The sequence below is a fragment of the Xanthomonas prunicola genome (genome assembly GCF_002846205.1).
GTDB classification, from domain to species: Bacteria; Pseudomonadota; Gammaproteobacteria; order Xanthomonadales; family Xanthomonadaceae; genus Xanthomonas; species Xanthomonas prunicola.
Genome location: NZ_PHKV01000001.1, coordinates 914,059 through 940,195 on the forward strand (window position 1 = coordinate 914,059; position 26,137 = coordinate 940,195).

General features: G+C 63.8%; 20 protein-coding genes, 1 other RNA gene and 1 pseudogene. 7 read left to right on the forward strand and 15 right to left on the reverse strand.

Features of this window, described 5'->3' with window-relative positions; all coding sequences use genetic code 11:
* Window positions 1-274 precede the first annotated feature (274 nt).
* Window positions 275-3,046: a LuxR C-terminal-related transcriptional regulator gene (locus XpruCFBP8353_RS04065; protein ID WP_101362014.1), complete on the forward strand. Its 2,772-nt coding sequence runs from the start codon at window positions 275-277 to the stop codon at window positions 3,044-3,046.
* Between the two features lie 64 nt (window positions 3,047-3,110).
* Here XpruCFBP8353_RS04065 and XpruCFBP8353_RS04070 read toward each other — a convergent pair.
* The 7 genes from XpruCFBP8353_RS04070 to XpruCFBP8353_RS04100 form a co-directional block, all read right to left on the reverse strand.
* Window positions 3,111-3,186, reverse strand: a non-coding RNA gene (locus XpruCFBP8353_RS04070) — sX9 sRNA.
* Between the two features lie 76 nt (window positions 3,187-3,262).
* Window positions 3,263-3,712 (reverse strand): azurin, encoded by a 450-nt coding sequence (azu, locus tag XpruCFBP8353_RS04075; protein ID WP_101362015.1) that lies wholly within the window; start codon window positions 3,710-3,712, stop codon window positions 3,263-3,265.
* 211 nt (window positions 3,713-3,923) lie between these two features.
* Window positions 3,924-5,138, reverse strand: coding sequence for a pyridoxal phosphate-dependent aminotransferase (locus XpruCFBP8353_RS04080; protein WP_101362016.1), 1,215 nt, complete (start codon window positions 5,136-5,138; stop codon window positions 3,924-3,926).
* A 30-nt stretch (window positions 5,139-5,168) separates the two neighbouring features.
* Complete coding sequence (locus tag XpruCFBP8353_RS04085; RefSeq protein WP_101362017.1) at window positions 5,169-5,672, reverse strand: RidA family protein; 504 nt, start codon at window positions 5,670-5,672, stop codon at window positions 5,169-5,171.
* Window positions 5,673-5,695: 23 nt separating this feature from the next.
* On the reverse strand, window positions 5,696-6,121 hold the full coding sequence (locus XpruCFBP8353_RS04090; protein WP_101362018.1) for a c-type cytochrome: 426 nt from the start codon (window positions 6,119-6,121) through the stop codon (window positions 5,696-5,698).
* Window positions 6,118-7,725, reverse strand: coding sequence for a flavin monoamine oxidase family protein (locus XpruCFBP8353_RS04095; RefSeq protein ID WP_162300935.1), 1,608 nt, complete (start codon window positions 7,723-7,725; stop codon window positions 6,118-6,120). Before XpruCFBP8353_RS04095 ends, XpruCFBP8353_RS04090 begins: the two co-directional genes overlap by 4 nt.
* A 70-nt stretch (window positions 7,726-7,795) precedes the next feature.
* The gene (locus XpruCFBP8353_RS04100) at window positions 7,796-10,078 is read right to left on the reverse strand and encodes a TonB-dependent receptor (protein ID WP_207759594.1); all 2,283 of its coding nucleotides are present in this window, start codon (window positions 10,076-10,078) and stop codon (window positions 7,796-7,798) included.
* A gap of 293 nt (window positions 10,079-10,371) precedes the next feature.
* On the opposite strand from XpruCFBP8353_RS04100, the gene XpruCFBP8353_RS04105 reads away from it, so the two are divergent.
* Window positions 10,372-10,989: an HAD-IA family hydrolase gene (locus XpruCFBP8353_RS04105; protein ID WP_101362021.1), complete on the forward strand. Its 618-nt coding sequence runs from the start codon at window positions 10,372-10,374 to the stop codon at window positions 10,987-10,989.
* Window positions 10,990-11,238: 249 nt separating this feature from the next.
* Here the strand turns inward: XpruCFBP8353_RS04105 and XpruCFBP8353_RS04110 are convergent, their stop codons facing one another.
* Window positions 11,239-12,465: an acetylornithine transaminase gene (locus XpruCFBP8353_RS04110; protein WP_101362022.1), complete on the reverse strand. Its 1,227-nt coding sequence runs from the start codon at window positions 12,463-12,465 to the stop codon at window positions 11,239-11,241.
* Between the two features lie 72 nt (window positions 12,466-12,537).
* Here XpruCFBP8353_RS04110 and XpruCFBP8353_RS04115 point away from each other — a divergent pair.
* Window positions 12,538-13,408, forward strand: a pseudogene (locus tag XpruCFBP8353_RS04115) (ion transporter).
* Window positions 13,409-13,701: 293 nt separating this feature from the next.
* Here XpruCFBP8353_RS04115 and XpruCFBP8353_RS04120 read toward each other — a convergent pair.
* The 3 genes from XpruCFBP8353_RS04120 to XpruCFBP8353_RS04130 form a co-directional block, all read right to left on the reverse strand.
* Window positions 13,702-14,643 (reverse strand): YiiG family protein, encoded by a 942-nt coding sequence (locus XpruCFBP8353_RS04120; RefSeq protein ID WP_243391040.1) that lies wholly within the window; start codon window positions 14,641-14,643, stop codon window positions 13,702-13,704.
* Window positions 14,644-15,031: 388 nt separating this feature from the next.
* Window positions 15,032-15,847 (reverse strand): SDR family oxidoreductase, encoded by an 816-nt coding sequence (locus XpruCFBP8353_RS04125; protein WP_101362024.1) that lies wholly within the window; start codon window positions 15,845-15,847, stop codon window positions 15,032-15,034.
* Between the two features lie 142 nt (window positions 15,848-15,989).
* Entirely contained in the window at window positions 15,990-16,649 is a 660-nt protein-coding gene (locus XpruCFBP8353_RS04130; protein ID WP_101362025.1) for a serine/threonine-protein kinase, read from the reverse strand.
* Between the two features lie 158 nt (window positions 16,650-16,807).
* Between XpruCFBP8353_RS04130 and XpruCFBP8353_RS04135 the strand changes: the two genes are divergently transcribed.
* Entirely contained in the window at window positions 16,808-18,895 is a 2,088-nt protein-coding gene (locus tag XpruCFBP8353_RS04135) for a bifunctional DedA family/phosphatase PAP2 family protein (protein WP_101362026.1), read from the forward strand.
* A 646-nt stretch (window positions 18,896-19,541) separates the two neighbouring features.
* Here XpruCFBP8353_RS04135 and XpruCFBP8353_RS04140 read toward each other — a convergent pair.
* From XpruCFBP8353_RS04140 to XpruCFBP8353_RS04155, 4 genes are all read right to left on the reverse strand, one after another.
* Entirely contained in the window at window positions 19,542-20,426 is an 885-nt protein-coding gene (locus XpruCFBP8353_RS04140; RefSeq protein WP_101362027.1) for a bestrophin family protein, read from the reverse strand.
* Window positions 20,427-20,573: 147 nt separating this feature from the next.
* Window positions 20,574-21,170 carry an LON peptidase substrate-binding domain-containing protein gene (locus XpruCFBP8353_RS04145; RefSeq protein WP_101362028.1) on the reverse strand — a complete coding sequence of 199 codons (597 nt, stop codon included), beginning with the start codon at window positions 21,168-21,170 and terminating at the stop codon, window positions 20,574-20,576.
* Window positions 21,170-22,537, reverse strand: coding sequence for a UDP-N-acetylmuramate:L-alanyl-gamma-D-glutamyl-meso-diaminopimelate ligase (gene mpl / locus XpruCFBP8353_RS04150; RefSeq protein WP_207759570.1), 1,368 nt, complete (start codon window positions 22,535-22,537; stop codon window positions 21,170-21,172). The genes XpruCFBP8353_RS04145 and mpl overlap by 1 nt, the downstream gene beginning before the upstream one ends.
* Before the next feature lie 342 nt (window positions 22,538-22,879).
* A complete protein-coding gene (locus tag XpruCFBP8353_RS04155) occupies window positions 22,880-23,443 on the reverse strand; it encodes an adenylate kinase (protein ID WP_101362029.1) in 564 nt (187 codons plus the stop codon).
* 160 nt (window positions 23,444-23,603) lie between these two features.
* On the opposite strand from XpruCFBP8353_RS04155, the gene XpruCFBP8353_RS04160 reads away from it, so the two are divergent.
* The 3 genes from XpruCFBP8353_RS04160 to XpruCFBP8353_RS04165 all read left to right on the forward strand — a co-directional run bounded on the left by XpruCFBP8353_RS04160 (window position 23,604) and on the right by XpruCFBP8353_RS04165 (window position 26,137).
* Window positions 23,604-24,860 carry a 6-phosphofructokinase gene (locus XpruCFBP8353_RS04160; protein WP_101362030.1) on the forward strand — a complete coding sequence of 419 codons (1,257 nt, stop codon included), beginning with the start codon at window positions 23,604-23,606 and terminating at the stop codon, window positions 24,858-24,860.
* Between the two features lie 285 nt (window positions 24,861-25,145).
* Complete coding sequence (locus XpruCFBP8353_RS23325) at window positions 25,146-25,673, forward strand: hypothetical protein (protein ID WP_133125616.1); 528 nt, start codon at window positions 25,146-25,148, stop codon at window positions 25,671-25,673.
* A gap of 59 nt (window positions 25,674-25,732) precedes the next feature.
* On the forward strand, window positions 25,733-26,137 hold the full coding sequence (locus XpruCFBP8353_RS04165; protein ID WP_101362031.1) for a DUF2846 domain-containing protein: 405 nt from the start codon (window positions 25,733-25,735) through the stop codon (window positions 26,135-26,137).

The following is a 26,137-nucleotide window of genomic DNA, read 5'->3' on the forward strand; positions in this document are numbered from 1 at the left end:
AGGCGACCTCTAGCGTTCCTTGACCGTGCGCACAGGCTGGCGCATCCGTCACCCTGAACGCGTCAACTCGGTGCAATACGCTTTGCTTTTGTCGCGCGGCTGTCATACATTTCTGAAATGTGCTCATGGACGGGCATGGGTGGGGACCCTCGAAGCAGCCGCTGCACTGTCGTCGCCGAGTCAGGTGATCGCGCTGCATTGCCGCTGGTTCACCACGATCTGCAGCGTGTCGAGCCGGCATGCTGCCGACGCTTGATACGGCCGCCTTCGCCTCATGCTCAAGCCTGTTGCGCTGCTCACTCCGCGCCCGTCACCGTCGCGCGACCATGTCATTCCTGATTGGCTGCTTGCCGGCAAGCTTGAGCCACCGCTGCTGCGCACCGATGCTGTCGTGCGTGGCGTGCTGCTGGCTGCACTGGATCAAGCGCAGGCACGCCCACTGACGCTCTTGCTCGCCCCACCCGGGTTCGGCAAGACCACACTGCTGGCGCAGTGGCATGCGCAACGGAGCGCATGCGAGCCGGGTGCGGTGGCATGGCTGTCGCTGGACGAAGAAGATGCCGATGCCGCGCGTTTTCTCGGCCATCTTGCACTGGCGTTACAAAGCGCAGGCGCCGACCACACGCTGTGCGCCGCAATCTTGCATAACCGCGACCAGGATCCGCGAGAAGCGGCGGCGCTGTTGATCCGCGCCTTGCGCACCGCGCCGCGCCGCATCAGCGTGATTCTCGACGACTACGACCGGCTCGGCAGCAGCCACATCGATGAATTGGTGCTGCGCTTGATCGAGCACAGCGGTGGGCGTTTGCATCTCGTGCTCGCCACCCGCCGCGTGCCCAACCTGCCGTTGGCACGGCTGGATCTGCAAGCCCAGCTCAGCCGCATCGGCAGCACGCAACTGGCGCTTGACGATGTTGAAGCACAGGCGCTGCTCGGCCCGCACGTGCCAGCACCGGTGGTGGACGAATTGCGCCGCTACACCGAAGGCTGGCCGGTGGCGCTGCAACTCGCGCGGCTGTGGCTGGAAGGCGACGTCCAACGGCAGCAGGAGGTTGCGGCACGTTTCTCCGGGCGCAACGCGCAGATTGCGGCATATCTGGCCGAACAGGTGGTCAACGATCTGGACGCGGACACCCGCGACCTGCTGCTGCGCACCAGCCCGCTGGAACGCATTAACGCCGCGCTCGCCGATGCCGTGCGCCAGCGCGAGGACAGCGGCCGCTTGCTGGCACGGCTGGAGCATTTCCACGGCTTGCTGGTGCCGCTGGATGGCGAGCGCGAATGGTTCCGCTATCACCCGCTGTTTGCCGACTTCCTACAGCAACTGCTCGACCGCGAACATCCCGGACACAGCGTGCAGCTGCATCAGCGCGCGGCGCGCTGGTTCGGCGACCATCAGCATCTGGCCGAAGCGGTGCGCCATGCCTCGCGCGGCGACTGCGGTGATCTTGCCGCCAGCTACATCGCACGCGCCGGCACATGGCAACTGCTGTTGACCCACGGCACGCATGAAGTGCGTGCGCTGCTGCGCCATTTCGATCACCGCACCATCCGCGACACGCCTGCGTTGAATCTCACCCAGGCGCACCTGCATGTAAAGCTTGGCGAGTTCAGTCACGCACGGATGTTGCTGGAGCGCTTTCGCGATTTTCCCGCTGCGCTACGCGAGCCGCTGCAGCGCGATTACACCGTGATGGTAGCGCTGCTGCGCGACCGTCTGGACGAGATCTGCGGCAATCCGCATGGTCTGACCCAGATTGCTGCCCAGGCCGGCGCACTGGATGAAGACGACCATCTCGGCCGCGGCATGTTGCTATGCATCTGCGCAACCACCGCGATCGCGCAAGGCGCCTTCGCAGTTGCCGAGCGCTACGCACTCAACGCGCGCGACGCGATGCAGCGCGGCGGCAGCGATCTGGGCGCAAGCCAGGCAGCGCTGTCGCTGGGCCAGAGCCTGTTCTATCGCGGCCGGCTCAGCGATGCGGAAGCCTGCTACCAGCAGGCGCTGAGTTGGTGTGCACGTACGCCGCAACTGGATCGCGTGCTGGAAGCCGCCGCGCAATGCTTGCTTGCGCAATTGCATTACGAACGCGGCCACCACGACGACGCCGCCGATCTGTTGCATCCAGCACTGGAATTGCTGGAACAACACGATGGCGGTATGGACGTGCTGGCCGCCGGATACGGCACCGCATTGGGTTTGGAACGCGTGCGCGACCACAGCGGACGCAGTGCGTTGCTGTTGCTGGAGCATACCGAGCAGATTGCGCACGGACGCAAGCTGGCGCGTTTGTCGGAACTGGCTACCGCATGGCGGTTGATGCTGTTGCTTGAACATCCAGGCAACGCCGCCATCGATGTGCTGATCGCACGCACCGGCGGCGAATCCGGCCTGGCGCACACCTTGCGCTCGCCACACCGCTGGCACGATCGCGCTGCGATGGGATTCGCGCTGGCGCGCTGGCATCGCCTGGCCGGGCGCAGCAGCGCGGCGCTCACTATTCTGGGACAGCTAGAGCAGGCCTGCCTGGCCAACGACAATGCCTGGCATCTGGCACGTACCCGTGCGCGGATTGCGCTGGTACTGCAGCAACGCGGCGAGCTGGTTGCCGCCCTGCCGCATCTGTACAGCGCGCTGGACCATGTCGCACTCACGCAAAGCTGGCAGGCCATCGTGGAATTGGGCTTGCCGGCCAAAGCAATGCTACGTTCGCTACGCCAACACGATCCGCACACCGTTGGCGGCACCACGCGCGCCTTGACCATCCAGGCCTTGCTGGAACGCCTCAGCGGCGATGACGACCCAGCCGGCGACATTTTCAGCGAGCGCGAACTGGAAGTGCTGGCGCAACTGGCGCGCGGCTACTCCAACAAGCAGATCGCACGCTGCCTGCATCTGTCGGAAAACACGGTCAAATTCCATCTGAAAAACCTGTACCGCAAGCTCGACGCACGCAGCCGCGAAAGCGCGCTGGCGCAGGCATTGCAGCGCGGATTGTTGCGTGCAGGTGACCCGCATGCAGCTCAGGGCACGCTACCTGACTGATCAGCAGCCAGATGCATCCCCACATTCAACGCAGCGCTGCACGTGTGGCGGCCAGACTTGAAGCGGCTAAAAAACCTCGCGAGCAATCGTCAGGTGGGCGTGGACGGCGCGCTCAGAACCGCAAAGGCCGCGTGATACATACCGGCCGCGCCCGCCTGGCGATGAGCGCAGTCGTTGTGCTAGCTGCTCTTCATAGGGCTGACCGACGAGCACGCATCACCCGAAACTCAGCGTGCCCTTCATCATCGCCCAGTGCCCGGGGAACGAGCAGAAGAAGGTGTAGTCGGCGCCCTTGCTCAGCTTGCTGGTGGGAAAGCTCACCGTGGTGCTGTCACCGCCACCGATCACCTTGGTGTGCGCAATCACCCGCGCGTCGGCCTTGGGAAGATAACTGTCGGCGATGGTCGAGCGTACGCCGGCGTTGGCCACCGCCTGGAAATCGGCAGACTTGGTCAATACCCAGTTGTGCCCCATCACCGTGGCAGCCATCTTGCCGGAATGCTTGAGCGTGAGCTCCACCTGCGTGCAATCGGGCGCAAGCTTGATCGCGCTCTGGTCGAACTTCATCTGATCGTTGCCGGTGATGGTCACCGCGCACGTCCGTGCCCATGCCGAAGGCGCCATCAGCGCCAGCACACACACGGCAATTGTGGAAAACAGCTTCAAGAGAACACTCCTGCGTTAGGAAATTGCAGCACATCGCACGCGCCGCGCCGCTGCAACAGCGAGGTGGTGAGACGTGCTGATAGTGCCAGAGTAACGCGCGGTCGCAATCAACAGTGCATCACGCGCGAGCCCACTGCAGTGCACTCGCGTATCGACCAAGGATGCGGAGAGGTTTGCTGACTGCAAGCAAACCCTCCAACGCACGCCAACCTCACGCGTAACGGAAAAACGCATCCATCGGATCTTCCGCAACCGAAGCAATGGCAGGAACCGGCAGCGGACCACGTTTGCCTGCGATCACCTGCACGAACGCCTGCTTGAAGCGCGCCATCTCCGCTTCCGTGCCCACGGTGATGCGCGACCAGGTTGGCCACACCGGCCAGCTACGGCCGATGAACACGCCGTGGGTGGCCATATCGTCCTTGAAGCCAATCGCCGGCCGCTCCACATCGACCATGAAGCAGTTGCTCTCCGAGGCGGTGCAGGCATAACCCTGCTTGCCGAGAAAGTCCATCACATCCTTACGGATTGCAGCCGTGCGTGCGCGCCGCTGCGGCACCAGCACCGGATCGCGCAGGCTAGCCAGCCCTGCAGCAGCAGCGGTGACCGGCAAGCTGTTGACGCTGTAGAACTTCAACTTGGCCAATAAGTCCGGGCGCGCCGCCGCATAACCCAGACGAATACCGGCCATGCCATAGAGTTTGGAGAACGTGCGCAACACCACCACATCTTCGCCGGCGGCGACCATGTCGACCATGCTGCGCGTGCTTTGCGCAAAGTGGATATACGCCTCATCCACCACCAACACGCTGCCTTTGGGCTTGTGCGCCAAGGCGTAGTCCAGATCCTTGCGTGCGGTGACCGAGCCCGTTGGATTGTTGGGGTTGCAGATGTAGATCACGCCCGCGTTGGCATCGGCGGCGCACATCGCCTGCACATCGTGCGAAAAGTCCTTGCGCAACGGCACTTTGATCAAACGTGCGCCATTGCGGGTTGCAGCACGCCAGCCGGATTCGTAGGTGGGGTCGGCGGTGACCAACGCAGCGCTGGGCGAAGTGAACGCCAGCATCGTGTAGTCGAGCGGCTCGGTGGACCCGGCATACGCCATCAGGTGATCGACCGGCAGCTTGAGTTCGGCGGCCAATGTGGTCATCAATTCCATCTGTACCTCGCGCAGGTAACGCCCGCCTTGCGGCGCAATCTGCGCGATGGCTTTCACTGCGGCAGCAGACGGTCCATCCGGAAATTCATTGGAGTCGATCATCACCGGTGCCAATGCCGTTGCCGTTGCCGTTGCCGGTGTCGGCGCGATGGCTGCCGAGCGTTCGACGGCACTGGCCAGCAAGGGCAAGCTGCCTGCACCGGCGGCGCCGGCAAACAGTGCGGAGTCGCGCAGAAACGTGCGGCGCGAAAGAGCAGTTTTCATGACAACCTCCAGCAGGATGACGACGCGGACTCAGGGACGCACAGCGACAACTTCGATCTCGACCCGGTACAGCGGGTTACCCAATGCAGCGATCTGGAACGCCGAGCGCGCCGGCAGGTTGGGTTGCTCCTTGGTACCGAAGAACTGGCGATACCCTTCCATGAAACCGTTGAAATCCATCTTGCCGCCCATTGCCGGATCACCCACCAGGAACACCTGCATCTTCACTACATCACCCATGCCCAACCCAAGCGTGGCCAGCTGCTGCTTGATCTGGTTCAACACGCTCACCGTTTGCGCCTTCGTGTCGCCATAGGCAGCAGCGGAATCTTTCGGTGCGCTGGTATCGATCACCGCTGGCACCTTGCCGCTGACGTACACCGTGGCCTTGCCGGCGGGAATTTCCACAGCGGCGGCAATGGGAAAGTCGCTATTGGGAATCTTGTGGCGGATCACCTCGGCGGCCTGCGCGGCGCCGAGACTGGCAGAGCACAGCACTGCAGCGGTGAGAACGGTCGTCATGGAACGGAGCATGGCAATTCCTTGTATGGGAAAAATCAGTGGCGTAACGATGTGACATCGTCGATGGTGACGCGCTCGGCATAGTCGTTACCGAAGTGAGTCCTCACGTAGCTCACCACTTCGGCAACCTGGCGGTCGTCGAGCATGTCGCCGAAACCCGGCATGCCCGCGTGGCCGTCGAGCACCATCATGGTCACGTACGGGCCGGCTGCCAGTTTGGGGTTGCCGGCAAGCGCAGGATAGTCGCCAGCGCCCTGCGCGCCACGCCCGGACGGCATATGGCAGCCCTGGCAGATCGCTTGATACACATCCTGACCGGAGGCTTTGGCGAACCCCTGCTGCGGAAACAGCTGCGTGGCATCGGAGCTTTGCGCCTGCGCATCGTGCACGGTGGGCGGCAGCAACAACGCAAGCATGGCCAGCGCAACGGTGGCACCGCACACTCGTGGCAACAGACTCATGCGGGTGCTCCTCCGGCAATGACCTTGCGATGCAGGCGGCCGACGACATCGTGCGCCGACAGAATCGCGCCCTCCTGCCAGGCCGGAATGTAGGACACGTGCTCACCAGCCAGGGCCAGCCGCCCGTCGATCTGGCACAGCGGGGTGTAGTGCTCAGCACGCGCCTGTTCGCTCCACATGCCGAAGCAACCATGCGTAAACGGAACGCGGTGCCAGCCGACTGCGATGCCGTTTTCGAATTCGCGCGGATACTGCGGATGCAACTGCGTGCCGTATTCCACCGCCTTGCGCACGCGCTGCTCCGGCGTCATCGCGGTGAACTGGTACGCATCCAGTCCCCACGCATAGGCGCCGAGCAGCACGCCTTTGCCGGAGCTGTGGTAGTTGGTGCTGGGGTAACTGATCAAGGTGATCGGCAGGTCGGTATAGCTGATGCCGCCATAGATCGCTTCGTCTTCTTCCCAAAACCGGCGCTTGAATTGCAGGCCCACTTTCACCGACGCCGCATACGGTACCTTGCCGATCGCCGTGGTCATCGCATCGCTGGCGGTGACTGGAATGCGGCTGAGCACCGACAGTGGAATCGTGCAGATGCACCAGTCGGCACTGGCGATGCGTTCTTCGCCGCCGCGCGCAGCGTCCTGCCAGGACACGCGCACGCCGCTGCCGTCCTGATCGATCTTGGTGACCTTGGCGTTATAGATGATGGCATCGCCAAGTTGACGTGCGAACGCCTTGCCGATCTGGTCCATGCCCCCCACCGGCTGGAACATGGTGGTCTGCATCTCATAGTTATTGCCGGCTGCCAACGTGGTCCAGAGGCGTGAGCGCAGCACGTCCTGCACGCTGAAAGGATCGGAGAATTCCGGCTTGCCCGACAGCCCACCACCGGGGTAACGCGCGAAGCCACGCCGCTCGCTGCTGTCCTTGCCTTTGACATAGCCGAACTTCTGATCGAGCGCGCCCCAGGTGCGCAGGGATTCGAGCAACACCTCCTGATCTTCGCGACTGACCATCTTGTCCAGGGCGTGTTGCTGCGTGCACTTGGCCAGCAACTCGGACACATGGCCCTTGTAATCGGCATCGATGGCACGGAAGCGCTGTGGCTTGCCGCCGAAGCCTTTTTCGCTATGCAGTAGCGCGTTGTAATTCACCTGATTGAAGGCTTCCAGCGCCACGCCCAATTGCTTGCAGTAACTCAGCACTGCCTTGTGGTGGTGCGGAATGCGCCAGGGCCCCGGATTCAGATACAAGCCGTCGTCGAACTGGCAATGCTGCGCGGCACCGCCCAACTCGGTGTAGCGGTCGCCGCCGCGCAGGGTCCAGTTACGCCCGCCGGGGCGGTCGTTGTATTCGAGCAGCTGCACACGGTAACCGGCCTTGCGCAACTCGAAGGCCGCGCTCATGCCGGCCAGCCCGGCCCCGAGGATCAAGACCGACGCCCCCTTGGGGTCGCCATCCAGTTGCAGTGGGCCTTTGAAGTTGGATTCGGCGGCCATGCCCAGGCTGCTCATCGCCTGATACATCATTGCGCCGCCGGCGGTCATGCCGATGCGCGCCAGCAATTGCCGCCGCGTCATCGCTCCCGTGTGATTGCCTTGCATCAACGCAATTCCCCTGGATGTCATGGACGAAACGCACGCGGCCGGCAGGCTTGCCGGTCGCGGCTGCACCTCAAAATTTGTAGGCCAGGCTGGCGAACAACTGGCGCGGTGCGATCAACTGGTAAGAACCGGAGCTTTCGTTGGGAAACACAGCTCCGATCGCATCGTCCTTGTCGAAGAGGTTGTAGACCGACAACTGCAGCCGGCCACCGGCGAGAAACCCACTGTTGTCGCCCTGATAACCAACGCTGCCGTTGACGATGAAGGTGGCATCCACCCGATCGGTATTGGGCGTGTCGCCATAGCGCGTGCCGGTGTATTTGGCATCCAGGTTGGCGAAGAAATGCTCGCCTTCCCAACCGCCGTTGACGCTGACCATCACCTTCGGCGCATCCGGCACCTCGTTGCCCTTCACCTGCACCAGGTTGCCGCTCACCGGGCCGAAGTAGTTGTCCTGGAATTCGGATGTATTCCAGGTCAACGATGCACCCAGCCGCCAGCCCGGCGCTGGTTTCCACATGCCGGAGATTTCCGCGCCGTAGGTCTGCACGTCGCCGACATTGGCGTAGACGGTGGGCGCAACCACCAACGGGTCCGGGTCGGTGAGCGCGATGATGCGGTTTTCGTAATCGATCTTGTAGGCGGCGATATAACCGCTCCACTGCGTGGATTCGGCGCGAATGCCGATATCGATGTTGTTGGATGCTTCCGGCGCGATATCCGGGTTGAATGCACCCGAGGTCAGCGCCAACCGCGGTGCCGAGCTGAAGTTTTCCGCGTAGTTCGCAAATACCTGCACGCCGTCGGCAAGCTGGAAGCTGGCGCCGACCTGCGGCTGGAACCAATCGCTGTTCTTGATCGTGACATCGCGGCGCATACCGACATTGAAGTCATCGAGATTGGCAATGCCGTTGTAGTCGCGTTTGACATCCAGCCCCTTGGCGCCGAACTCCATCGTCAACCGATCGTCCAGCAGGCGCAGCGTGTCCTTGATGTAGAGCTGCTTCACTTCGGTGGAGAAGTGATTGTCGTAATAGATGACGATCGGCAGTGAGCCCTTGAGTAGCGCGCCGGTGGCCGGATCCAGGTTGTACAGCGGGCGCACCTGGTCGAAGTCATAGTTTTCGTACCACGCACCGATTTCGAGTTTGTTGTGCTCGGTCTCCCAAGACATCGCAGTGGTCACGCCGTAGCGATCGCCGCCCATGATTTCCTCGCGCCGCGTCATCGCACCGACGCGGGTGACATTGCCGTTGGCATCGACGATCTGCGGGTCGTTGATGGCGATGTCGGTGCGCCCCGGTGTGCCGGCGATGGCATCATTGTACAAGCCGGTCGCCGTGCTCGGCGGGGTTCCGCCGACGCCGTACCCGTGCTTGTTTTCGTAGTAGCCAGTGACTGTGACGCCGATCGCATCGTTGAACAGAAAATCGCCGTGCAGGCTGAGCAAGGAATCGCGCCGCCCGTTCTGCCATTCGCTGTAATGCTCGGCATCCACTTCCGGGTTGCCGGTGATGCGTTCATGGATATCCCACGCTACCGAGCCGTCGGAGTTGTACGACTGCACGTCGTAGTCCTTGCGATTGTTGTAGATCCAGCCCAGCGTCAGGCTGCCCGCCTCCCAGGCCTGGCGAATCTTGGCTTCGAAGTGATCGCTTTTTTGCGTGGCCGGCTCCATGTCCCACACCCCGCCTTGCGTGCGCGAGGCAGACAGATAGGCGCTGGGGCCGCCGTCCCACCAATCGGGTGTATCCAGGCGCACGAAGCTGCGTACCAGATCGTCCGAACCGATGGTCTGGGTGAGATTGCCGCTCCAGCTGTCGCCGCCCTTCGGTGGCAGGCTGGTGTAACGGATCGCGCCGCCGAGTGCGTGATAGGAGGGCTGGGTCACATCACCCGAACCGGCCGACACGATGACATCGAGCAGGTTCTCGCTGGAGACGTAACGCGTAATCGGGCCGCCCTCGCGGGTGTCGAAGGTTTCGATCGGAATGCCGTCCAGCGTCACGCCGATCTGGTTGGCGGAAAAACCGCGGATCGTCATCGAATCGCCGAACTCGTACAGCCCGAATGGGTCGGTGGTCTGCACGTTCACACCGGGCAGGCTGGCCAACAGCTGCTGCGGCGCCACCCCGGGCACTTGCGCCTGCATCTCGTCAACCGAGATAGACGCGGTAGTGCGCGTGGACCCGGTGCCCACCACGCTGACCGCATCCAGCGTGCGTGTTTCCTGCGCCAGGGCGGGCAAGCCCTGTGCGCCGGCCAGCAACAAGGTCATCGACGCCAGCGTGTGGCGCGAGCGGGTGGTGGTGAGGATGGTGGCGACCGAGGCCGCCAATCGATCGGTGTTCAGGCACTTTCGCATGCAATCAACCCCTGAAGACGTGTGGCGTGCTGAGTGACCGGGCGCTCCCCCGAGACCGGCTGACACCGCGGATGCGGTGTGCATTGACCATAACCAGCGCAGTTCCTCCGCAACGACGGCGCGGAGGGTGGGGTCGGTGCAGGTGGGTAGGTCCCTACCGAATTCAAAACTCTGAATAGGTATTTCTGCCACCTACCTGTGCGGTGTTCGCAGTGCAGGTCGCGTGCTTGCCATGTCGCGCCGATTCGACAACGCTGCAGCGTCACCACACGAACACGCATATGTCGCCTAAACCTCCGTCGCTGCTGTTGCTCGATTTCGACGGCGTGCTCGCGCACTATGCGCGGCCACGGCGCATGGCCGCCCTTGCGGCGGCGGCGGGCTGCTCACCGCAGCGCGTGCATGAGGTGTTGTTCGCGCAGGGTCTGGAGCGGGCCTACGATGCCGGTGAGATCGACACGCAAGCGTATCTGGCGCAGTTGAGCGAAGCGCTGGGGCACCCGATCGACCGCGCCACCTGGATCGCGGCACGCGTTGGCGCCTGCCGCGCCGACCCGTCGGTGGTGGCGCAGGTGCTGGCGGTCTCGGCGACCACGGCTGTGGCGGTGCTCACCAACAACGGCCCGCTGATGATGGACGCGATCGAGCGGATCGTGCCGTCGTTGTTTCCGTTGTTGCAGGACCGCGTGCTCTGCAGCGGCGCACTCGGCGGCCGCAAACCCGATGTGCAGGTGTATGAGCACGCGCTTGCGCAACTCGGGCAACGCGCCGAGCACACGCTGTTTGTCGACGACCTGTTCGTCAACGTGCGCAGCGCGCGCGCGGCCGGTCTGCACGCCGACACCGTGCGCGATGCACGTGCACTGCGGCGGGTGCTGAAGCGCTACGGACTTGCATGAAACAAGTCCCTCTCCCGGCGGGGCGAGAGGGCACGGCATGCACGCCGTCGGCGTGCGTGCCCTGGAGCGCCCGCGTCGCAGACGTGGAACGGGGCTGTGGGTGAGCGTACTGCGGCAGACAGCCATCCCAGGCAGTCAAAAGACCGCGCGCACTGCGGCAATGCGCGCCACATGCCACACGCCACGCATCCTGCAACACCCTCCAGCCGGCTCAGCGCCGGCGAAAAAGTGCGCAAGCACCTCCGGACATCACGGCTGCGCGATGTACTCGGCAATCGCCAAACGCAACCGCGCCAGACCATCAGCCAGTTCGGCATCGGTCAGATTGAGTGCCGGCACAAAGCGCAGCACATCCGGTCCGGCCTGCAGCAGCAGCAAGCCATGCTTGGCCGCCAGATCGAGGATCGCACCCGCCTGCCCGGCATGTGCCGGCGCGAGCACCGCGCCCAGCATCAGGCCACGCCCACGAATCTGTGCAAACAGGCCGAACTCGGCATTGAGCGCTTCCAGGCCAGCGCGCAACGCCGCCGACTGCCGCTGCACGTTGTCGGCTATCTGCGGCGAGGCCAGCTTGCGCAGCGCCACGCGCGCCACTGCTGCGGCCAATGGATTGCCGCCGAAGGTGGTGCCGTGCGCGCCGAACTGCATGGTTTCGGCCACCTTGGGGCCGGCCAGCATCGCGCCGATCGGGAAACCGCCACCCAGTGCCTTGGCCAGGGTCACGATGTCCGGCGTCACCTGCTCCTGCCAGTGCGCGAACAGCGTGCCGGTGCGGCCCATGCCACATTGAATTTCGTCCAGTACCAGCAGCGCATCGTGCTGATCGCAGAGCGCGCGCGCACGGCTCAGGAAGCCCGGCGCGGCCGGCATCACACCGCCCTCGCCCTGGATCGGCTCCACCATCACTGCGGCCACATCGCCGCTGGCCATCGCCGCTTCCAGCGCCGCGACGTCGTTGAAATCCACGTAGCGAAATCCGCCCGGCAGCGGCTCATAGCCTTCCTGATACTTGGGCTGCGCGGTCGCAGTCACCGACGCCAGCGTGCGGCCATGAAAACTGCCGCGAAACGTGACAATGACGCGCTTGTCGGCCGGCCGACCCTGGCTGCTGGCCCACTTGCGCACCAGCTTGATCGCCGCCTCATTGGCCTCGGTGCCGGAATTGCACAGGAACACCTTGTGCGCGAAACGCGAGGCAGTCACCAGTTCTTCGGCCAGTTTCAGCGGCGGTGCGCTGAAAAACACGTTACTGGTATGCCACAGCTTGCCGGCCTGCTCGGTGAGCGCAGCCATCAAATCGGGATCGTTATGGCCGAGCCCGCTGACCGCGATGCCCGACGATAGATCCAGATACTCACGCCCCTGGTCGTCCCATACGCGGCTGCCCTGGCCACGCTCCAACACGACCTGGCGCGGGCGATACACCGGCAGGTAGTAGTGCGCGAGGGACAGGGGCGAATCGGCAGCGGTGCTCATGAGGATCGGTCGCAGAAGCGGAGGGAGAACCGGCATTCTCGCGCATTCGCCGGCCTGCGGCACAATGCGCGCATGCGCCCTTTCTCAGATCCGCAACGCACTCCCGCCACCGACGATGGCTGGCGCCGGCAGTGGTTCGACACCATCTATCGCCACGACACCCGTCCCTCGCGCACTACGACCTGATGCTGGTGGTCGCGATCCTGGCGAGCGTGGTGGTGATCATGATCGACAGCGTACCGCGCATTCATTCGCATGCCGCGGACTGGCTGGTGCCGCTGGAATGGGCGTTCACGGTGATCTTCACCATCGAGTACGCGCTGCGTCTGGCGGTGGTGCGGCGCCGCTGCAGTACGCGCTCAGTGTATGGGGCGTGATCGATCTGCTGTCGATCCTGCCCAGCTATCTCTCCTTCTTCGTGCCCGGCGCGCAGACGCTGCTGGTGGCGCGCGTGCTGCGCATCCTGCGGCTGTTCCGCATCCTCGAACTCACCCGCTACATCGAAGAGAGCGGACAACTGCTGGACGCGCTCTGGCGTAGCCGGCGCAAAGTGCTGGTGTGTCTGTTCACGGTCCTCACCAGCACCGTGATCGCCGGCGCCACGATGTACATCATCGAAGGCCCGCAGCACGGCTTCACCAGCATCCCGACCAGCATGTACTGGGCCATCGTCACCATGGCCACGGTGGGCTTGGGCGATGTGGTGCCGCAGACCACGCTGGGCCGCTTCGTCACCTCGGCCTTGATTCTGATCGGCTACAGCATCATCGCTGTGCCCACCGGCATCTACACAGCAGAGCTGGCCAGCTCTTTGCGCGAGGGCGGCCACAGCGGCAAACGCGATATACGCAACTGCGTCCGCTGCGGGCTGGAGGGCCACGCAGCCGACGCACGCTATTGCCGGCAATGCGCCGAGCCGCTGCAGGAGGTGTCCAATGGCTGATGCGGAGCTGCGGACTTCGAGGAGGTAAAGATGACGTCCCAGTTGCCAGGCGGCCATGGCCCTTGCGCGAGGCGGCATGTAGCAGAGCTGCTGCCGGCACCGACTGCGCGCCCCTGCACACCTTCGCGTGGCGCGCGAAAGCGATCGCAGAGCAGATGGTCTGTGATTCGGCTGCGGGGCGCTGACAGGCGTGTCGATGGTCGATGCGCGGCCATCGTTCGCAGAGCGACGGCGTCAGCGACGTCATCAGCAGTTCAACTGTATTCGCACACCGCAACGATGCGTACAAGGCATCAATGCGACATGCGGTTGCTCATGTCGATCAGGTCGTTGTAGCTGGCAAGCACTGCCTGACGGGTTCCACCCGGCGGCATCGAGCCGCTTTCCAGCAACATCTGCTCGCCCTTGCTCAGCGGGGTCTTGCTGCGAATGCGTTCGACAAGACGTCCCGCGTCACGCGCAAGCTTGTCTGCAGCACGTTCCATGTGGCCCCACATTGCATCGCCCTGGCCGGCCTTGGCTTTCTGCGCGTCTTCCAGAATGCGCTGGTAGTTGGCCAATTGCGCTTGCGCTGCGGCAATATCCGGCGTATCGCTGTCGAGCACCTTCACCAGCTGCTTGCCCTCGCCGATGATCTTCAGGTGATACCACGCTGCGCTGCGACCCTCTGCTTTTTCGATCGCATCGATCTGCGCCTGGCGACGCGTGTCTTCGTTGTGTTCCAACGCCGCGTTCATCGCTTCGCCGGCCTCGAAGAAAGCGGCATAAGCTTGCATCAGTGGTGCGTGCAGTGCGCGCATGCCCTTGGCGTCGTCGCGCAGATAATCCTCGCGGCTGTAGTAGCGCACCGCCTCCTCGATACGCTCATTGAGCGTGGTGAAGCGGTCCTGATACGTCTTGGCGACCGAGTCGAGCTCGGCGTTGACCGGTTGCTGCGCCAACGCGGCGGTCATCGGCGCACCGCATGCCTCGACCCGATGCGACAGCACCGTGCCCGGCGCACGAATCCCGCGTTCCTTGCCGGTGGGTCCGGCCTGAGGGTCCTGCATCCAGCCGATATAGGTCTGGTAACTCTCCTGTATCGGCTGTTCGACACCATTGAAACAGGCGATGTAGGCATTGATCTTGTCGGCGCTTTCCATTGCGGCGGCAGGCGCGTGTTTCTGGCAGCCGGCAAGCAGTGCGGCAAGCGCGATTGCCGCAGTCAGCGGCGCATAACGAAGGCGATGAGTCATGTGGCTTTCCATGGAGAATGTCTGGGGCATGGCCTGCGAATTCACCGCAGACGCGACCATCGAGGGTGCGAACAGAGGCTCACCCTTGCGTATCGGGTGTCGTTGTCGTCCTGGCGCGTGTCATCGCGGGCCAGCGTGCGGCTGATTAGCCGCAAGACGTTGAGAGTCACGTCGAAACTTCCTTGTTGGAACCGTTTTCAGCGCGCACGGTAGCAGACAGGGCTGTGAACTCTTCGTGCGTGCCACAGCGTGCCTGCGACGACGACTTGCAGCGACGTCGTGCGCAAAGCCACATGCGGCACCCATGCTGGCCGCCATGCACCGCGGTGCATGCATCCGCGCGGACAGCACCTGCGCTGCAAGCATCCAGCCGCCAGCTTGTTTGTCGTCAGTCCAGAAACAGATCCGGCAACAACGCACGCGACGGATCCACTGCATAACCGCTCAGGTCGGTGATGCCGGCCTGGGCGAGCACCTCGTCGTCGATCAGGAATTGTCCGTGAAATCCGGCCGCTGGACGCGTTAGCACCGCATGCGCGGCGTCGGCCATGATGTCCGGCCGGCGGCAGGACGCTGCGTCCACGCCAGGCAGCATGTTGATCGCATCGGTGGCGATCACGGTGCGCGGCCACAACGCATTGATGGCCACGCCTTGCGGACCGAATTCTGCTGCCAGCCCCAGCGTGACCAGGCTCATGCCCATCTTGGCGAGCGTGTAGCCGGTGTGCGCGCCCCACCATGCCGGGTTCAACGACGGCGGCGGCGCCAGACTGAGGATATGCGGATTAGCCGCCTGCAGCAGATGTGGCAGACACGCCTGCGCGCACAGAAAACTGCCGCGCGCGTTGACCTGCTGCATCAGATCGAAGCGCTTCATCGGCGTGTCCAGCGCACCGCGCAACCAGATCGCACTGGCGTTGTTGACCAGGATATCGATCCCGCCGAATGCATCGACCGTCGCCGCCACCGCCGCGCGCACCTGATCTTCTTCGCGGATATCGCACTTGAGTGCCAGCGCCTGCCCACCGGCCGCAACCACCGCCGCAGCCGCGCTATGGATGGTGCCTGGCAATTTGGGATTGGCCACCGCCGACTTGGCCGCAATGGCCACATTCGCCCCATCGCGCGCCGCCCGCAAGGCAATCGCCAAGCCAATCCCGCGCGAGGCACCGGTGATGAACAAGGTTTTGCCGGATAGGGTCATGGGAATGGGGAATGGGGAATGGGGAATGGGGAATGGGGAATGGCAAAAGCTTATCGCCTTGAACGTTCCGCAACCGACGAACAAACAGCTTTCGCGATGCGCTCTTCCGATTCCCCACTCCCGATTCCCGATTCCCGGCCCCTCAGGGCTTCGGTCCCTGCCCTTCGTTGTCTTCCCAGTGCAGCACGCGGCGGGTCACGAAGCGGTAGACCGGTTTGCCGGTGGCGAACCATAGCTCGCGTACCCAGGAGGTGCGTTTGAGCACGCGGCGTTCCACCGGGGTGAGTGCGGCCGGGCAGTACATGCGCTTGTGCTTGAGCAGGTGCCGCAGATCTTCGCGGGCAAGCAGACGCATCCAGCGCGCGCGTGGGTGACCACGCACGGCCAGCTGGAAGTCGATCACTGCCGGGCTGCCGTCGTCCTGTACCAGCCAGTTGGCTTCCTTGGCCAGATCGTTGTGCGCCACGCCGCGACGATGCAGTTGCTGCAACAGCCGGCGTGCCTGCCTGAAATACGCCAGGTCGCCGCGCGGCGGGCGCTGGTACATCGCAGCGCCGGCTAGATAACTGCGGTCCAGATGGCGCCCGTCCCACTGCAGCAAACGTGGGGTGTGCGGCAGGCCATCCAGCTGCCGCAGCGCCAGCGCTTCGCGACGTGCCAGCCACCAGGCCACGCCGCGCAACAGCCACGGCGCCACGCTCAGGTCGCGCCGCACGAACACGTGCTCGCCATCGCGGATCAACAAAATGCGTCCGAACGTATCGGACTTCAGCGGCAGATTGCCGGTGGGCTCGTGACTCATCCCCCATTGTAGGCGGGCGGCATCGCCCTACCGCCATTGATGTGCACGCCGATGCCATCGGCGCGCGCGGCCGCCTGGTTGCAACCGCAGGTGAAGCCAACCGCCAGATGTGAGCGTGGCGCAAGTCAGTCGTCGCCATGCCCACCTATAATTCGGGAATGAACTCATGGATCGACGCCACGCTGGAGTGGATCGGACACCACCCCACCTTGGCTGGCGTGGTGATCTTTGCCATCGCATTCTGTGATGCGGTGATCGTGCTTGGCGCCATCGTGCCCGCGCTGCCGTTGCTGTTCGCCATCGGCGTGCTGATCGGGCTCGGCCAGATCAACGGGCCGTATGCGGTGGTCTGCGCCACCCTGGGCGCGTTCGTCGGCGATGCGCTGAGTTTCTGGGTGGGCCATCGTTGGGGTCACCAGTTGCACACGTATTGGCCGTTCCGCCGCTATCCCCAGTTGCTGGAACGCGGCGAGCTGCTGTTCCGGCGCAATGCCTTCAAGAGCATCCTGATCGCGCGCTACGTCGGCGCGGTGCGGCCGTTCGTGCCGGCCATCGCCGGCATGTCGCACATGCCGTTCAAGCGCTACCTGGTCGCCAGCGGCCTGGCCTGCGTGTCGTGGGCGTTGTTGTTCCTGGTGCCGGGCTGGGTGCTGGGCACCGCCTACGATGCAGTCGCCGCGGTGGCCGGGCGGCTATTCGTGGTGGTTGCATTGCTGGCGGCCGTGATCGGGCTTGCCTGGGCGGTGGTGCTGTATTCGTACCGCTGGTCCGCCGGCCACCTGGATGCCTTGCTGGCACGCCTGCTGGAGTGGTCGCATCGGCATCCGGTATTGGGTAATTGGTCGGTCAGCGTATTCGATCCGCGCCGTCGCGAATCGGTGCCGCTGGCCATGATGGCCTTGATGCTGTTGCTGCTCGGCTGGGGCTGGTTCGTGCTGCTGATGGTGGTGTTGGCGCATGGCGAGCCGCTGCGCGTGGACCTGGCGGTACACGACCTGATGCTGGCGCTGCGCAACCCATTGGCCGACTACCCGATGGTCGCCCTGGCCTCGTTGGGCGACTGGCAAGTGCTGTTGCCGGCCATTGCCGCCGCGATGGGCTACCTGGCCTGGCGCCGTCGCTGGATGGCCGTGGCCCATTGGGTCATCGCGCTGGCATTCGGCCTTGCGCTGACTCAACTCCTCGGCGCCACCGTGCAGGTGGTGCGCCCGCCTGCAGCCAGTAGCGGCTTCGGGTTTCCGTCCGTGGCGGTCACCATGGCCACCATTGGCTTCGGCTTTTTCGCGCTGCTCATCGCGCGCGAGTTGCCCGGCCGCCGCCGCGTATGGCCGTACCTGGTCAGCGGCGCCATCGTGTCGCTGATCGGTTTCGCGCGCCTGTACCTGGGCGCGCATTGGCTCAGCGATGTGGTCGGCGGCATGTTGTTCGGCATCTTCTGGCTGCTCGTGCTGGGCATTGCCTATCGCCGCCGCGCAACGCGCGCGTTCTGGGTCAAGCCGGTGTCGTGGATCTTCTACGGCGTGTTCGTCAGTTGCGCGATCTTCTTTGCGCCACGTAATCTCGACACCAAGCTGGCCAAGTTCGAACCGCCGCCACCGCTGTTGATGGAGTTGCCGGCAAACGCCTGGTGGGAAGGCCAATGGCGCCTGCTACCGGCACGCCGCAACGAATTCGACGACGATCAGCGTTGGCCGCTGGACGTGCAGCTGGCCGGTCCACTCGCCCCGTTGCAGCGCCAGCTGGAAGCGCGCGGCTGGCGGGCTCAACCGCAGGCTGGCTGGGAACAAGCGCTGCATCTGCTCGATGTCAGCGGCCGCCCGGACGAAGTACCGATTCTGCCAGCCACGCTGGACACCCAGGTCGAAGCGCTGTTGATGGTGCGCCACGCCGCGCCCGGCCATGTGCATGTGCTGCGTCTGTGGCCGGCGGCCGCACGCCTGCAGCCGGATGCACAACCGCTATGGGTCGGCAGCACCCAGACCTTGCGCTACAGCCGCCACTTCAGCCTGATCGGCTTGTGGTACCCGTTGCGCGGCGTCGATCCAGCATTGAGCGCATTGCGCGACGCACTCGGCCCGCTGCCGCATCGCATGCAACAGCGTCGTCGCTCGCAGGTGCCGGTGATCCTGATCGACACCACCTCGGGCAGTGCGGTGCGTGGCGAGACCAAAGACAACGTTGCACCGCGCGCGGAAACCACTGCGTTCAATCCTGCTGGATCGGGGCCGCCACAACAGCGTCGTTGATTGATCTTGCAGCAATAGCAAGCGGGGCACGATCGCGCAGTACTGTAGAGAGGGCTGACAGCAATGCCAGTTGAACGCCGTAGCGATCGCGGTAGCGTGCTGGCGCCGTCTGGACACATCCGCATTTTTTTGGGTGAAAGCTTAGCTCGTCGAGTGCGCGGTGTCCTCGCCGCTCGCGGGGCACACGCTGAACCCATCCCTGGAGGCTCGATGGCGCGATCCATGCCGCCAACGGTTCCGCGATCGGCCAGGACACCGCACCCGACAGTTGGCTGGTGGCGCGAGAGAGCAGCTCGTCATACGGAGAGGATTGGACTTCCTGCTTGGGCGCTACCAACGGGCCAGCCCTTGTCACATCGCCAGCGAACGTCGCCTGTCGCCTGCACTGACACACCGACCATCTCGACGGGTGCTTGCCCGCCCACCGTCGCCGGACCCTCGGCGACATGGATGCCGCCACGGCGGGTACAGGGACGTACTTGCAGCCAGTGCCACGATGGTGGCCGGGCAAGGACCCGGCAGGAACTGGCAGGCTGGCCGCTCTACAACCATCCGAACCGTTCAAGCATCTCGCAAGGCGACCGGGATACTGTGCTTCAACGCCGTTCGAATGTGCGCAGGCTGCGTTGGTCGAGCGTGCAATGCCTCACCACAACACGCCATCCACCGGCTGCATCGGTTCCGGCGCCGGTTCACCGATGGCTTGCAACGCATCGATTTCCACCGTACGACACATCGTGTCGAGCGGCAGGTCGTGGATGGTGTTGGCGAATGGGTCGACCAGCTCGTCGCCGATCTTGAGCACCGCCAGAAACATCAAGCCGGCCACGGTCGAACCGACCGGCGTGGCATATTGCAGCGTCTCCACCAACCCGATCGGCAGCAGCACGCAGAACAGCCGCGTAAACAGGTTCGGATAGAAGCGGTATTGGTACGGCAGCGGGGTATTTTTCAGACGCTCCATGCCGCCCTGTGCGTTGGCGATATCCACCAGGATGCGCTCCACGCTGGCCTGCTGGATGCTGTCGATCCAGCCTTCGCGCCGCGCCTGCTCCACGCTGCGACCGGTGATGTCGAGCAAGCCGTTGGCTACGTTGGTGCGGGTGCTCACCGCGACCACTTCATCGGCATCCAGACGCGACTGCAGTGCTGTGGCAACGGGCAACCGACGCAACTGGCAGCGCAACACGTTGACGTAAGCGATCTGACGCAGCGCAATTGTGCGCCCCACCGTTGCGGCGTCCGGCGTGGACAGAATGCTCATGCTCAGACGCACCAGATTGCGCGATGCGTTGATCATCTGCCCCCACAGCACGCGCCCTTCCCACCAACGTTGATAGGTCGAATTGGCCCGAAAACCCAGGAATAACGCCAGCGCCGAACCGAAGATGGTCAGCGGCAACGCCGGCGCACGGAACGGCAACACGTAGTAGATGATCGTGATCAACACATCCCAGACGAACAACACCGCCAGGGTCCGCCAGACCTGACTGACTACATCCGCCACACGCGGTTTGACATCGATGATCAAGGCTCACTCCGTGGATCGAGAGCGAGTGCGGCCATTGCGCGCATCCAGAGCGTGGATGTCATCGGCAACGCACTCAAGCGTGGCGAGTGTGCCGTTGCAGCGGTGCAAGTGCGGTGATGGGACTGTCCGCGTCAGTGCGTCGGCGTCTCACGGCATCCACGCAAGCAATTGATCCAACCGCTGATGCGGGTCGTCCTGCTGCAACAGCGACAGACGCTGCTGTTCGGTGAGCGGCAACAGCTCGGCCAACCGCCAGCCCACCCAGGCGGCTTGGTCCAGCAAGCCCGGCCCCACCGAGGCGAATTCGCCACCCACCTGTTCGAGCATACGCTCGAGCACCGTGGCCAGCAGGCTATGTTCGGGGCGCAATTCGTCGTCGCTGTCAGGCTCGCACCAACTCACCTCGCCCACCACCAAGCCGTTGTCGCGGATGCGCGAGCGCTGCACATGGAAGCGACGCGTACCGCGCAAGCGCAGCACCAGCACACCGTCGGCACCGACATCGAAATCCTCGATACGCACTTCGGTGCCGAAGGCAGCCGGCGTGGCCGGCGCACCGACCTCGGTGCCGTCCAGAATCAGGCAGACACCGAAGCTCGTGCCATTGCGGCCGCTTTCGCGCACCAGATCCAGATAGCGGCGTTCGAACACACGCAACCCCATCGCCGCGCCCGGCAACAACACGCTGTGCAAGGGAAACAACGGCAAGGCGCCGGTCTCGGCGGCGGACAAGAGCGGCACCATCAGGACAGCTGCGCCAGGAAGCGACGCGGCGCACCATCAAAGCCACCATTGGACATAAACACCACATGGTCGCCCGGCTGCGCGATCTCGCCCAGCGTCTGTAGCAATGCATCCACGTTCTGTACCACGCGCGCCTCACCGCGGACCTGCGCAATGATCGGTGCGGCGTCCCAGGCCAGTTCCGGCCGATGCAGAAACACCACTGCGTCAGCATCGTGCAGCGACGGCGCCAACGCCTGCGCGTGCGCGCCCAGTCGCATCGAATTGCTGCGCGGCTCCATCGCCACCACCACGCGCGCTGCACCGACCTTCGCACGCAAGCCCTGCAACGTCGTCGCGATGGCGGTGGGATGGTGTGCAAAGTCGTCGTACACGGTGATCCCACGCGCGCTACCAATGACTTCCAGCCGTCGCTTGACGCTCTGGAAGTGCACCAACGCTGGCATCACCGTCGCCGGATCGACGCCAACCGCCCGTACTGCCGCCAACGCCGCCAACCCATTCAATACGTTGTGCCGCCCAACCAGCGGCCACTGCACCTGGCCAATCTCCACACCACGGTGCAGCACCGCAAACGCGCTGCCATCGGCCGCGATCAAACGCGCGCTCCAGTCCAGCGACGCATCGAAACCGAAGCGCTCCACCGGCGTCCAGCAGCCCATCGCCAGCACTTCGGCCAGGTGCGCGTCTTCGCCATTGACGATCAGCCGCCCGCGCGCCGGCACTGTGCGCACCAGATGATGGAACTGGCGCTGGATCGCTGCCACGTCCGGGAAGATATCGGCGTGGTCGTATTCCAGGTTATTGAGGATCGCCACCAGTGGCCGGTAGTGCACAAACTTGCTGCGCTTGTCGAAAAACGCGGTGTCGTACTCGTCGGCTTCCACCACGAATTCACGCCCCTGTCCCAGCCGCGCCGACACGCCGAAGTCTTCGGCCACGCCACCGATCAGAAACCCCGGCGCACGCCCAGCGGCCTCCAACAGGTAGCTCAGGATCGTGGTGGTGGTGGTCTTGCCGTGGGTGCCTGCCACCGCCAGCGTGTCGCGGCCAGGCAGCACCTGCTCGGCCAACCATTGCGCACCCGAGGTGTAGCGGCGGCCGGCATCCAGCATCGCTTCCACTGCCGGATTGCCGCGCGACAAGGCGTTGCCGACGACGATATCGGTCGCGTCCGGCGAAATATTGGACGGCGCATAGCCCTGGGCCAGCGCAATGCCCAGCGTTTCCAGCTGAGTGGACATCGGCGGATAGATGGCTTGGTCGCTGCCTTCCACCTGCCAGCCCAGCTCACGCGCCAGGGCGGCCACACCGCCCATGAAAGTTCCGGCGATGCCGAGAATGTGGAGTTTGGTCATGCCGCCCATTGTCGCCGATCGCCGGAGTTACGGGACATTCCAATCCAACGCAAGCCCAGGTGTCGGGGAATTCCTACCGTACTGTCGGGAATTTCCCGATATGCGAACTGCGTCACATCCATCACCATGCTGAACGCCAGTCGCAGCATCCCTTTGGTCCTACTCCCCAAGAGGCCAAATCCCCAGGGAGCTCATGCTGTTGGGGCTCTGAGCAAGCCTACTGCTGGCGTTATTCTGCCCCGGACGTCTTGTACGTCCGGGGTTTTTCTTTTCGGCGATCCCGACGAGAACGCAGCGCGGCCAGACGCGGCGACTGCCAACGACCGGGCCTTGCGCCCGGTCCCTGCCGACTCAGCGGCCGAGCGCCTTGCGGATGCGCTCCAGCACCTCGTCCAGCGAGCCCACGCCATCCACGCGCGCCAACTTGCCGCGCTGCTCGTAGAAGCCGATCACCGGTGCGGTGGAATCGGTATAGACCTGCAGACGCTTGCGCACCGATTCCGGGTTATCGTCTTCGCGGCCTTCGGCCTTGGCGCGCCCGGCGATGCGCTCGACCAGCAATTCGCTGGCCACATCCAATTGCACCACCGCATCCAGCGGCTGACCGATCTTGCTGAGCAGCGCATCCAGCGCATTGGCCTGTGCCACATTGCGCGGATAGCCATCGAGGATGAAACCCTTGGCGACATCGGCTTGGCCCAGGCGCGCCTCGAGCATGCCGAGCAGGATATCGTCGGACACCAAATCACCGCGTGCCATCACTTCCTTGGCCTTCAGACCCAGCGGCGAGCCGGCGGCCACTTCGGCGCGTAACAGGTCGCCGGTAGAAATATGCGGGATCTCAAACGTGTCTTTGAGACGTGTCGCCTGGGTGCCCTTGCCCGAACCGGGCGGTCCCAATAGAACCAATCGCATCAGTGGACTCCACTTTCGAATAAAAACGCGTTGCGGTTGGCGGCGTTAGACTCAAGCCTTCGCCAGCACTGACCTTATGGTCGTGCAGCTTACCGCATCCGGGGAATGTCCCGGCACTGTCCCCCTGCGCCATGTCCCCATGTGAGGAGCCCGTCCCCTTATGACCACTGGCAACTTGTTGTATGCCCAATCCGGCGGCGTTACCGCCGTCATCAACGCCACCGCCGCCGGCGTCATCACCGAAGCGCGTGCGCGCAAGATCAAGGTCCTGGCTGCCCGCAACGGCATCCTGGGCGCGCTGCGCGAGGAGCTGATCGACACCTCCAAAGAATCGGCCGCAGCCATTGCCGCATTGGCGCAGACGCCCGGCGGCGCATTTGGCTCGTGCCGCTACAAGCTCAAGTCGCTGGAACAGGACAGCGCCAACTACGAGCGCCTGCTCGATGTGCTGCGCGCACACGATGTGCGCTGGTTTCTCTACAACGGCGGCAACGATTCGGCCGACACCGCATGGAAGGTGTCGCAGCTGGCCAAGGCCTACGGGTACCCGCTGCACTGCATCGGCGTCCCTAAGACAATCGATAACGACCTGGCCGTGACCGACACCTGCCCCGGCTTCGGCTCGGCGGCCAAATACAATGCCGTCTCGGTGCGTGAGGCTGCACTGGATGTCGCCGCCATGGCCGACACCTCCACCAAGGTCTTCATCTACGAGGCGATGGGCCGTCACGCCGGTTGGCTGGCCGCCGCCGCAGGCCTGGCTGGGCAAGGCCCGGACGAGGCGCCGCAGATCATCCTGCTGCCCGAGCGCGCCTACGACCAGGCCGCATTCCTGGCCAAGGTCAAGCACGTGGTAGAGAAGGTGGGCTGGTGCGTGGTCGTCGCCAGCGAAGGCATCCAGGACACAGATGGCAAATTCGTCGCCGATGCCGGCGGTGCGACCGACTCGTTCGGCCACGCGCAACTCGGCGGCGTCGCCTCGTTCCTGGCCGCACAGGTCAAGCAGGAACTCGGCTACAAGGTGCACTGGACGCTGCCCGATTACCTGCAACGCTCCGCACGCCACCTCGCCTCCAAGACCGACTGGGAACAGGCCCAGGCCGTCGGCAAGGCCGCCGTGCAATACGCCCTCAAGGGCATGAACGCGGTGATCCCGGTGATCGAACGCGTCAGCGACGCCCCCTATCGCTGGAAGATCGTGCCCGCCCCGCTGCACAAGGTGGCCAATCACGAAAAGAAGATGCCACCCAGCTTCCTGCGCAAGGACGGCTTCGGCATCACCGAGCGTGCCCGCCGCTATTTCGCCCCATTGATCAAAGGCGAAGCCCCGCTGACCTACGGCACCGATGGGTTACCGAAGTATGTGACCTTGAAGAACGTGGCGGTGGCGAAAAAATTGCCGGCCTGGGAAGGGTGAGTTTGCAACCGCGCGCATGAGCCGCAACGCGTCATGCGCGTAGTCTGTCACGCCTGCGGGCGTGGCCGAATCAAAGAAACGCACAGCATCGACATTGGCGCGATGCAAAAGTGACGCTAGGCTTCGCTTGCACGACGACTGCGCCGGTCGTCGCTGCATTCAGGGGAGATACCAGTGCAAGGAACGCCATCCCGGTGGGCAACGGCGGGCGCAACGTGGTTGCTCGCGTTGCATTTAGTAACTGGCAACGCGTGGGCAGCCCAAGTGAATCGGCCCGCAGATGCGATGCAGCCGCGGTCGCAGCCATCTTCCAACACTGGGCCGGCAGCTGACAGTGCGCAATCGTCCGACTCCATTGTTCCGGAAGGCACGCTTGTCACCATAGAGCTGGCCGAAGCGCTGTCTTCGGCAACACATCGACGCGGTGATCGTTTTAGGCTGAGACTGGCAGCGCCTTTGGTCATTGATGGACAGCAGGTGCTGGCAGCGGGAATGCCGGGCATAGGAGAGGTCGTGCATGCCGCAGCGGCTCGCAGTGGCGGTGCAGCGGGCGAACTTCTGCTTGCAGCGCGCAGCCTCCAATGCAACACGCAAACCATCGCATTACGCAGTTTCAACTTAGGCGCAACTGGAAAAGATCACAGCGCGTCGGCCATTGGCATTGCCACGCTGGGCGGACCGTTGGGAATGTTTATCCGTGGCGGACAGATCGAAATGCCGCCGAGCACACGTGGCACCGCAAAAATTGCAGTCGCAATACCTCGCGCAATCTGCGCAATTTACGAATCTCCTTCCAATAATCCACTGGAGTAACTATGCGTAAAGTGTTGAGTATCACCTAGCTTGCCCTATTGTTGACAGCAGCTCAGGCCATGGCGATGCCAATCAATGCAGGGAATACTGCTTCCGCCGAGCCCGACGTTTCGGTTGGAACGGCCATGATCGGCCCTGCGCCGGCAGACAAGGCACAGATCGTGTTTTTTCGGCCTTCCAAATTCGCCGGCGGGGCAGTCGGATTCAAAGTGCGAGAGGGCGAAACCGAACTGGGGAAACTGCGCAGCGGTAAATACTTTGTATCCCTCGTCGAACCGGGTGCCCATCAGTACACCGTGCACTCGGAAAAAAAGGATGTCTTGAATATTGAAGTCGACGCTGGCGAAACCTATTACGTTCAGGGCGGTATCACCATGGGAATTCTCGCAGGCCGCCCGAATCTGTCGCCGTCAGATCAAGCGACATTCGATGGCATGGCTGCCAAGCTCGAACGCGCCGAATAA

Bases quoted from the DNA above. Each gene is read 5' to 3' on its own strand.
- XpruCFBP8353_RS04130 (WP_101362025.1), bottom strand. From the start codon at position 16,649: ATGAGTCACGAGCCCACCGGCAATCTGCCGCTGAAGTCCGATACGTTC.
- XpruCFBP8353_RS04110 (WP_101362022.1), bottom strand. From the start codon at position 12,465: ATGAGCACCGCTGCCGATTCGCCCCTGTCCCTCGCGCACTACTACCTG.
- XpruCFBP8353_RS04135 (WP_101362026.1), top strand. From the start codon at position 16,808: ATGAACTCATGGATCGACGCCACGCTGGAGTGGATCGGACACCACCCC.
- XpruCFBP8353_RS04065 (WP_101362014.1), top strand. From the start codon at position 275: ATGCTCAAGCCTGTTGCGCTGCTCACTCCGCGCCCGTCACCGTCGCGC.
- XpruCFBP8353_RS04080 (WP_101362016.1), bottom strand. From the start codon at position 5,138: ATGAAAACTGCTCTTTCGCGCCGCACGTTTCTGCGCGACTCCGCACTG.
- XpruCFBP8353_RS04085 (WP_101362017.1), bottom strand. From the start codon at position 5,672: ATGCTCCGTTCCATGACGACCGTTCTCACCGCTGCAGTGCTGTGCTCT.
- XpruCFBP8353_RS04090 (WP_101362018.1), bottom strand. From the start codon at position 6,121: ATGAGTCTGTTGCCACGAGTGTGCGGTGCCACCGTTGCGCTGGCCATG.
- XpruCFBP8353_RS04155 (WP_101362029.1), bottom strand. From the start codon at position 23,443: ATGCGATTGGTTCTATTGGGACCGCCCGGTTCGGGCAAGGGCACCCAG.
- mpl (WP_207759570.1), bottom strand. From the start codon at position 22,537: ATGGGCGGCATGACCAAACTCCACATTCTCGGCATCGCCGGAACTTTC.
- XpruCFBP8353_RS04125 (WP_101362024.1), bottom strand. From the start codon at position 15,847: ATGACCCTATCCGGCAAAACCTTGTTCATCACCGGTGCCTCGCGCGGG.
- XpruCFBP8353_RS23325 (WP_133125616.1), top strand. From the start codon at position 25,146: ATGCAGCCGCGGTCGCAGCCATCTTCCAACACTGGGCCGGCAGCTGAC.
- XpruCFBP8353_RS04165 (WP_101362031.1), top strand. From the start codon at position 25,733: ATGGCGATGCCAATCAATGCAGGGAATACTGCTTCCGCCGAGCCCGAC.
- XpruCFBP8353_RS04160 (WP_101362030.1), top strand. From the start codon at position 23,604: ATGACCACTGGCAACTTGTTGTATGCCCAATCCGGCGGCGTTACCGCC.
- XpruCFBP8353_RS04095 (WP_162300935.1), bottom strand. From the start codon at position 7,725: ATGCAAGGCAATCACACGGGAGCGATGACGCGGCGGCAATTGCTGGCG.
- XpruCFBP8353_RS04105 (WP_101362021.1), top strand. From the start codon at position 10,372: ATGTCGCCTAAACCTCCGTCGCTGCTGTTGCTCGATTTCGACGGCGTG.
- XpruCFBP8353_RS04120 (WP_243391040.1), bottom strand. From the start codon at position 14,643: ATGACTCATCGCCTTCGTTATGCGCCGCTGACTGCGGCAATCGCGCTT.
- XpruCFBP8353_RS04145 (WP_101362028.1), bottom strand. From the start codon at position 21,170: ATGGTGCCGCTCTTGTCCGCCGCCGAGACCGGCGCCTTGCCGTTGTTT.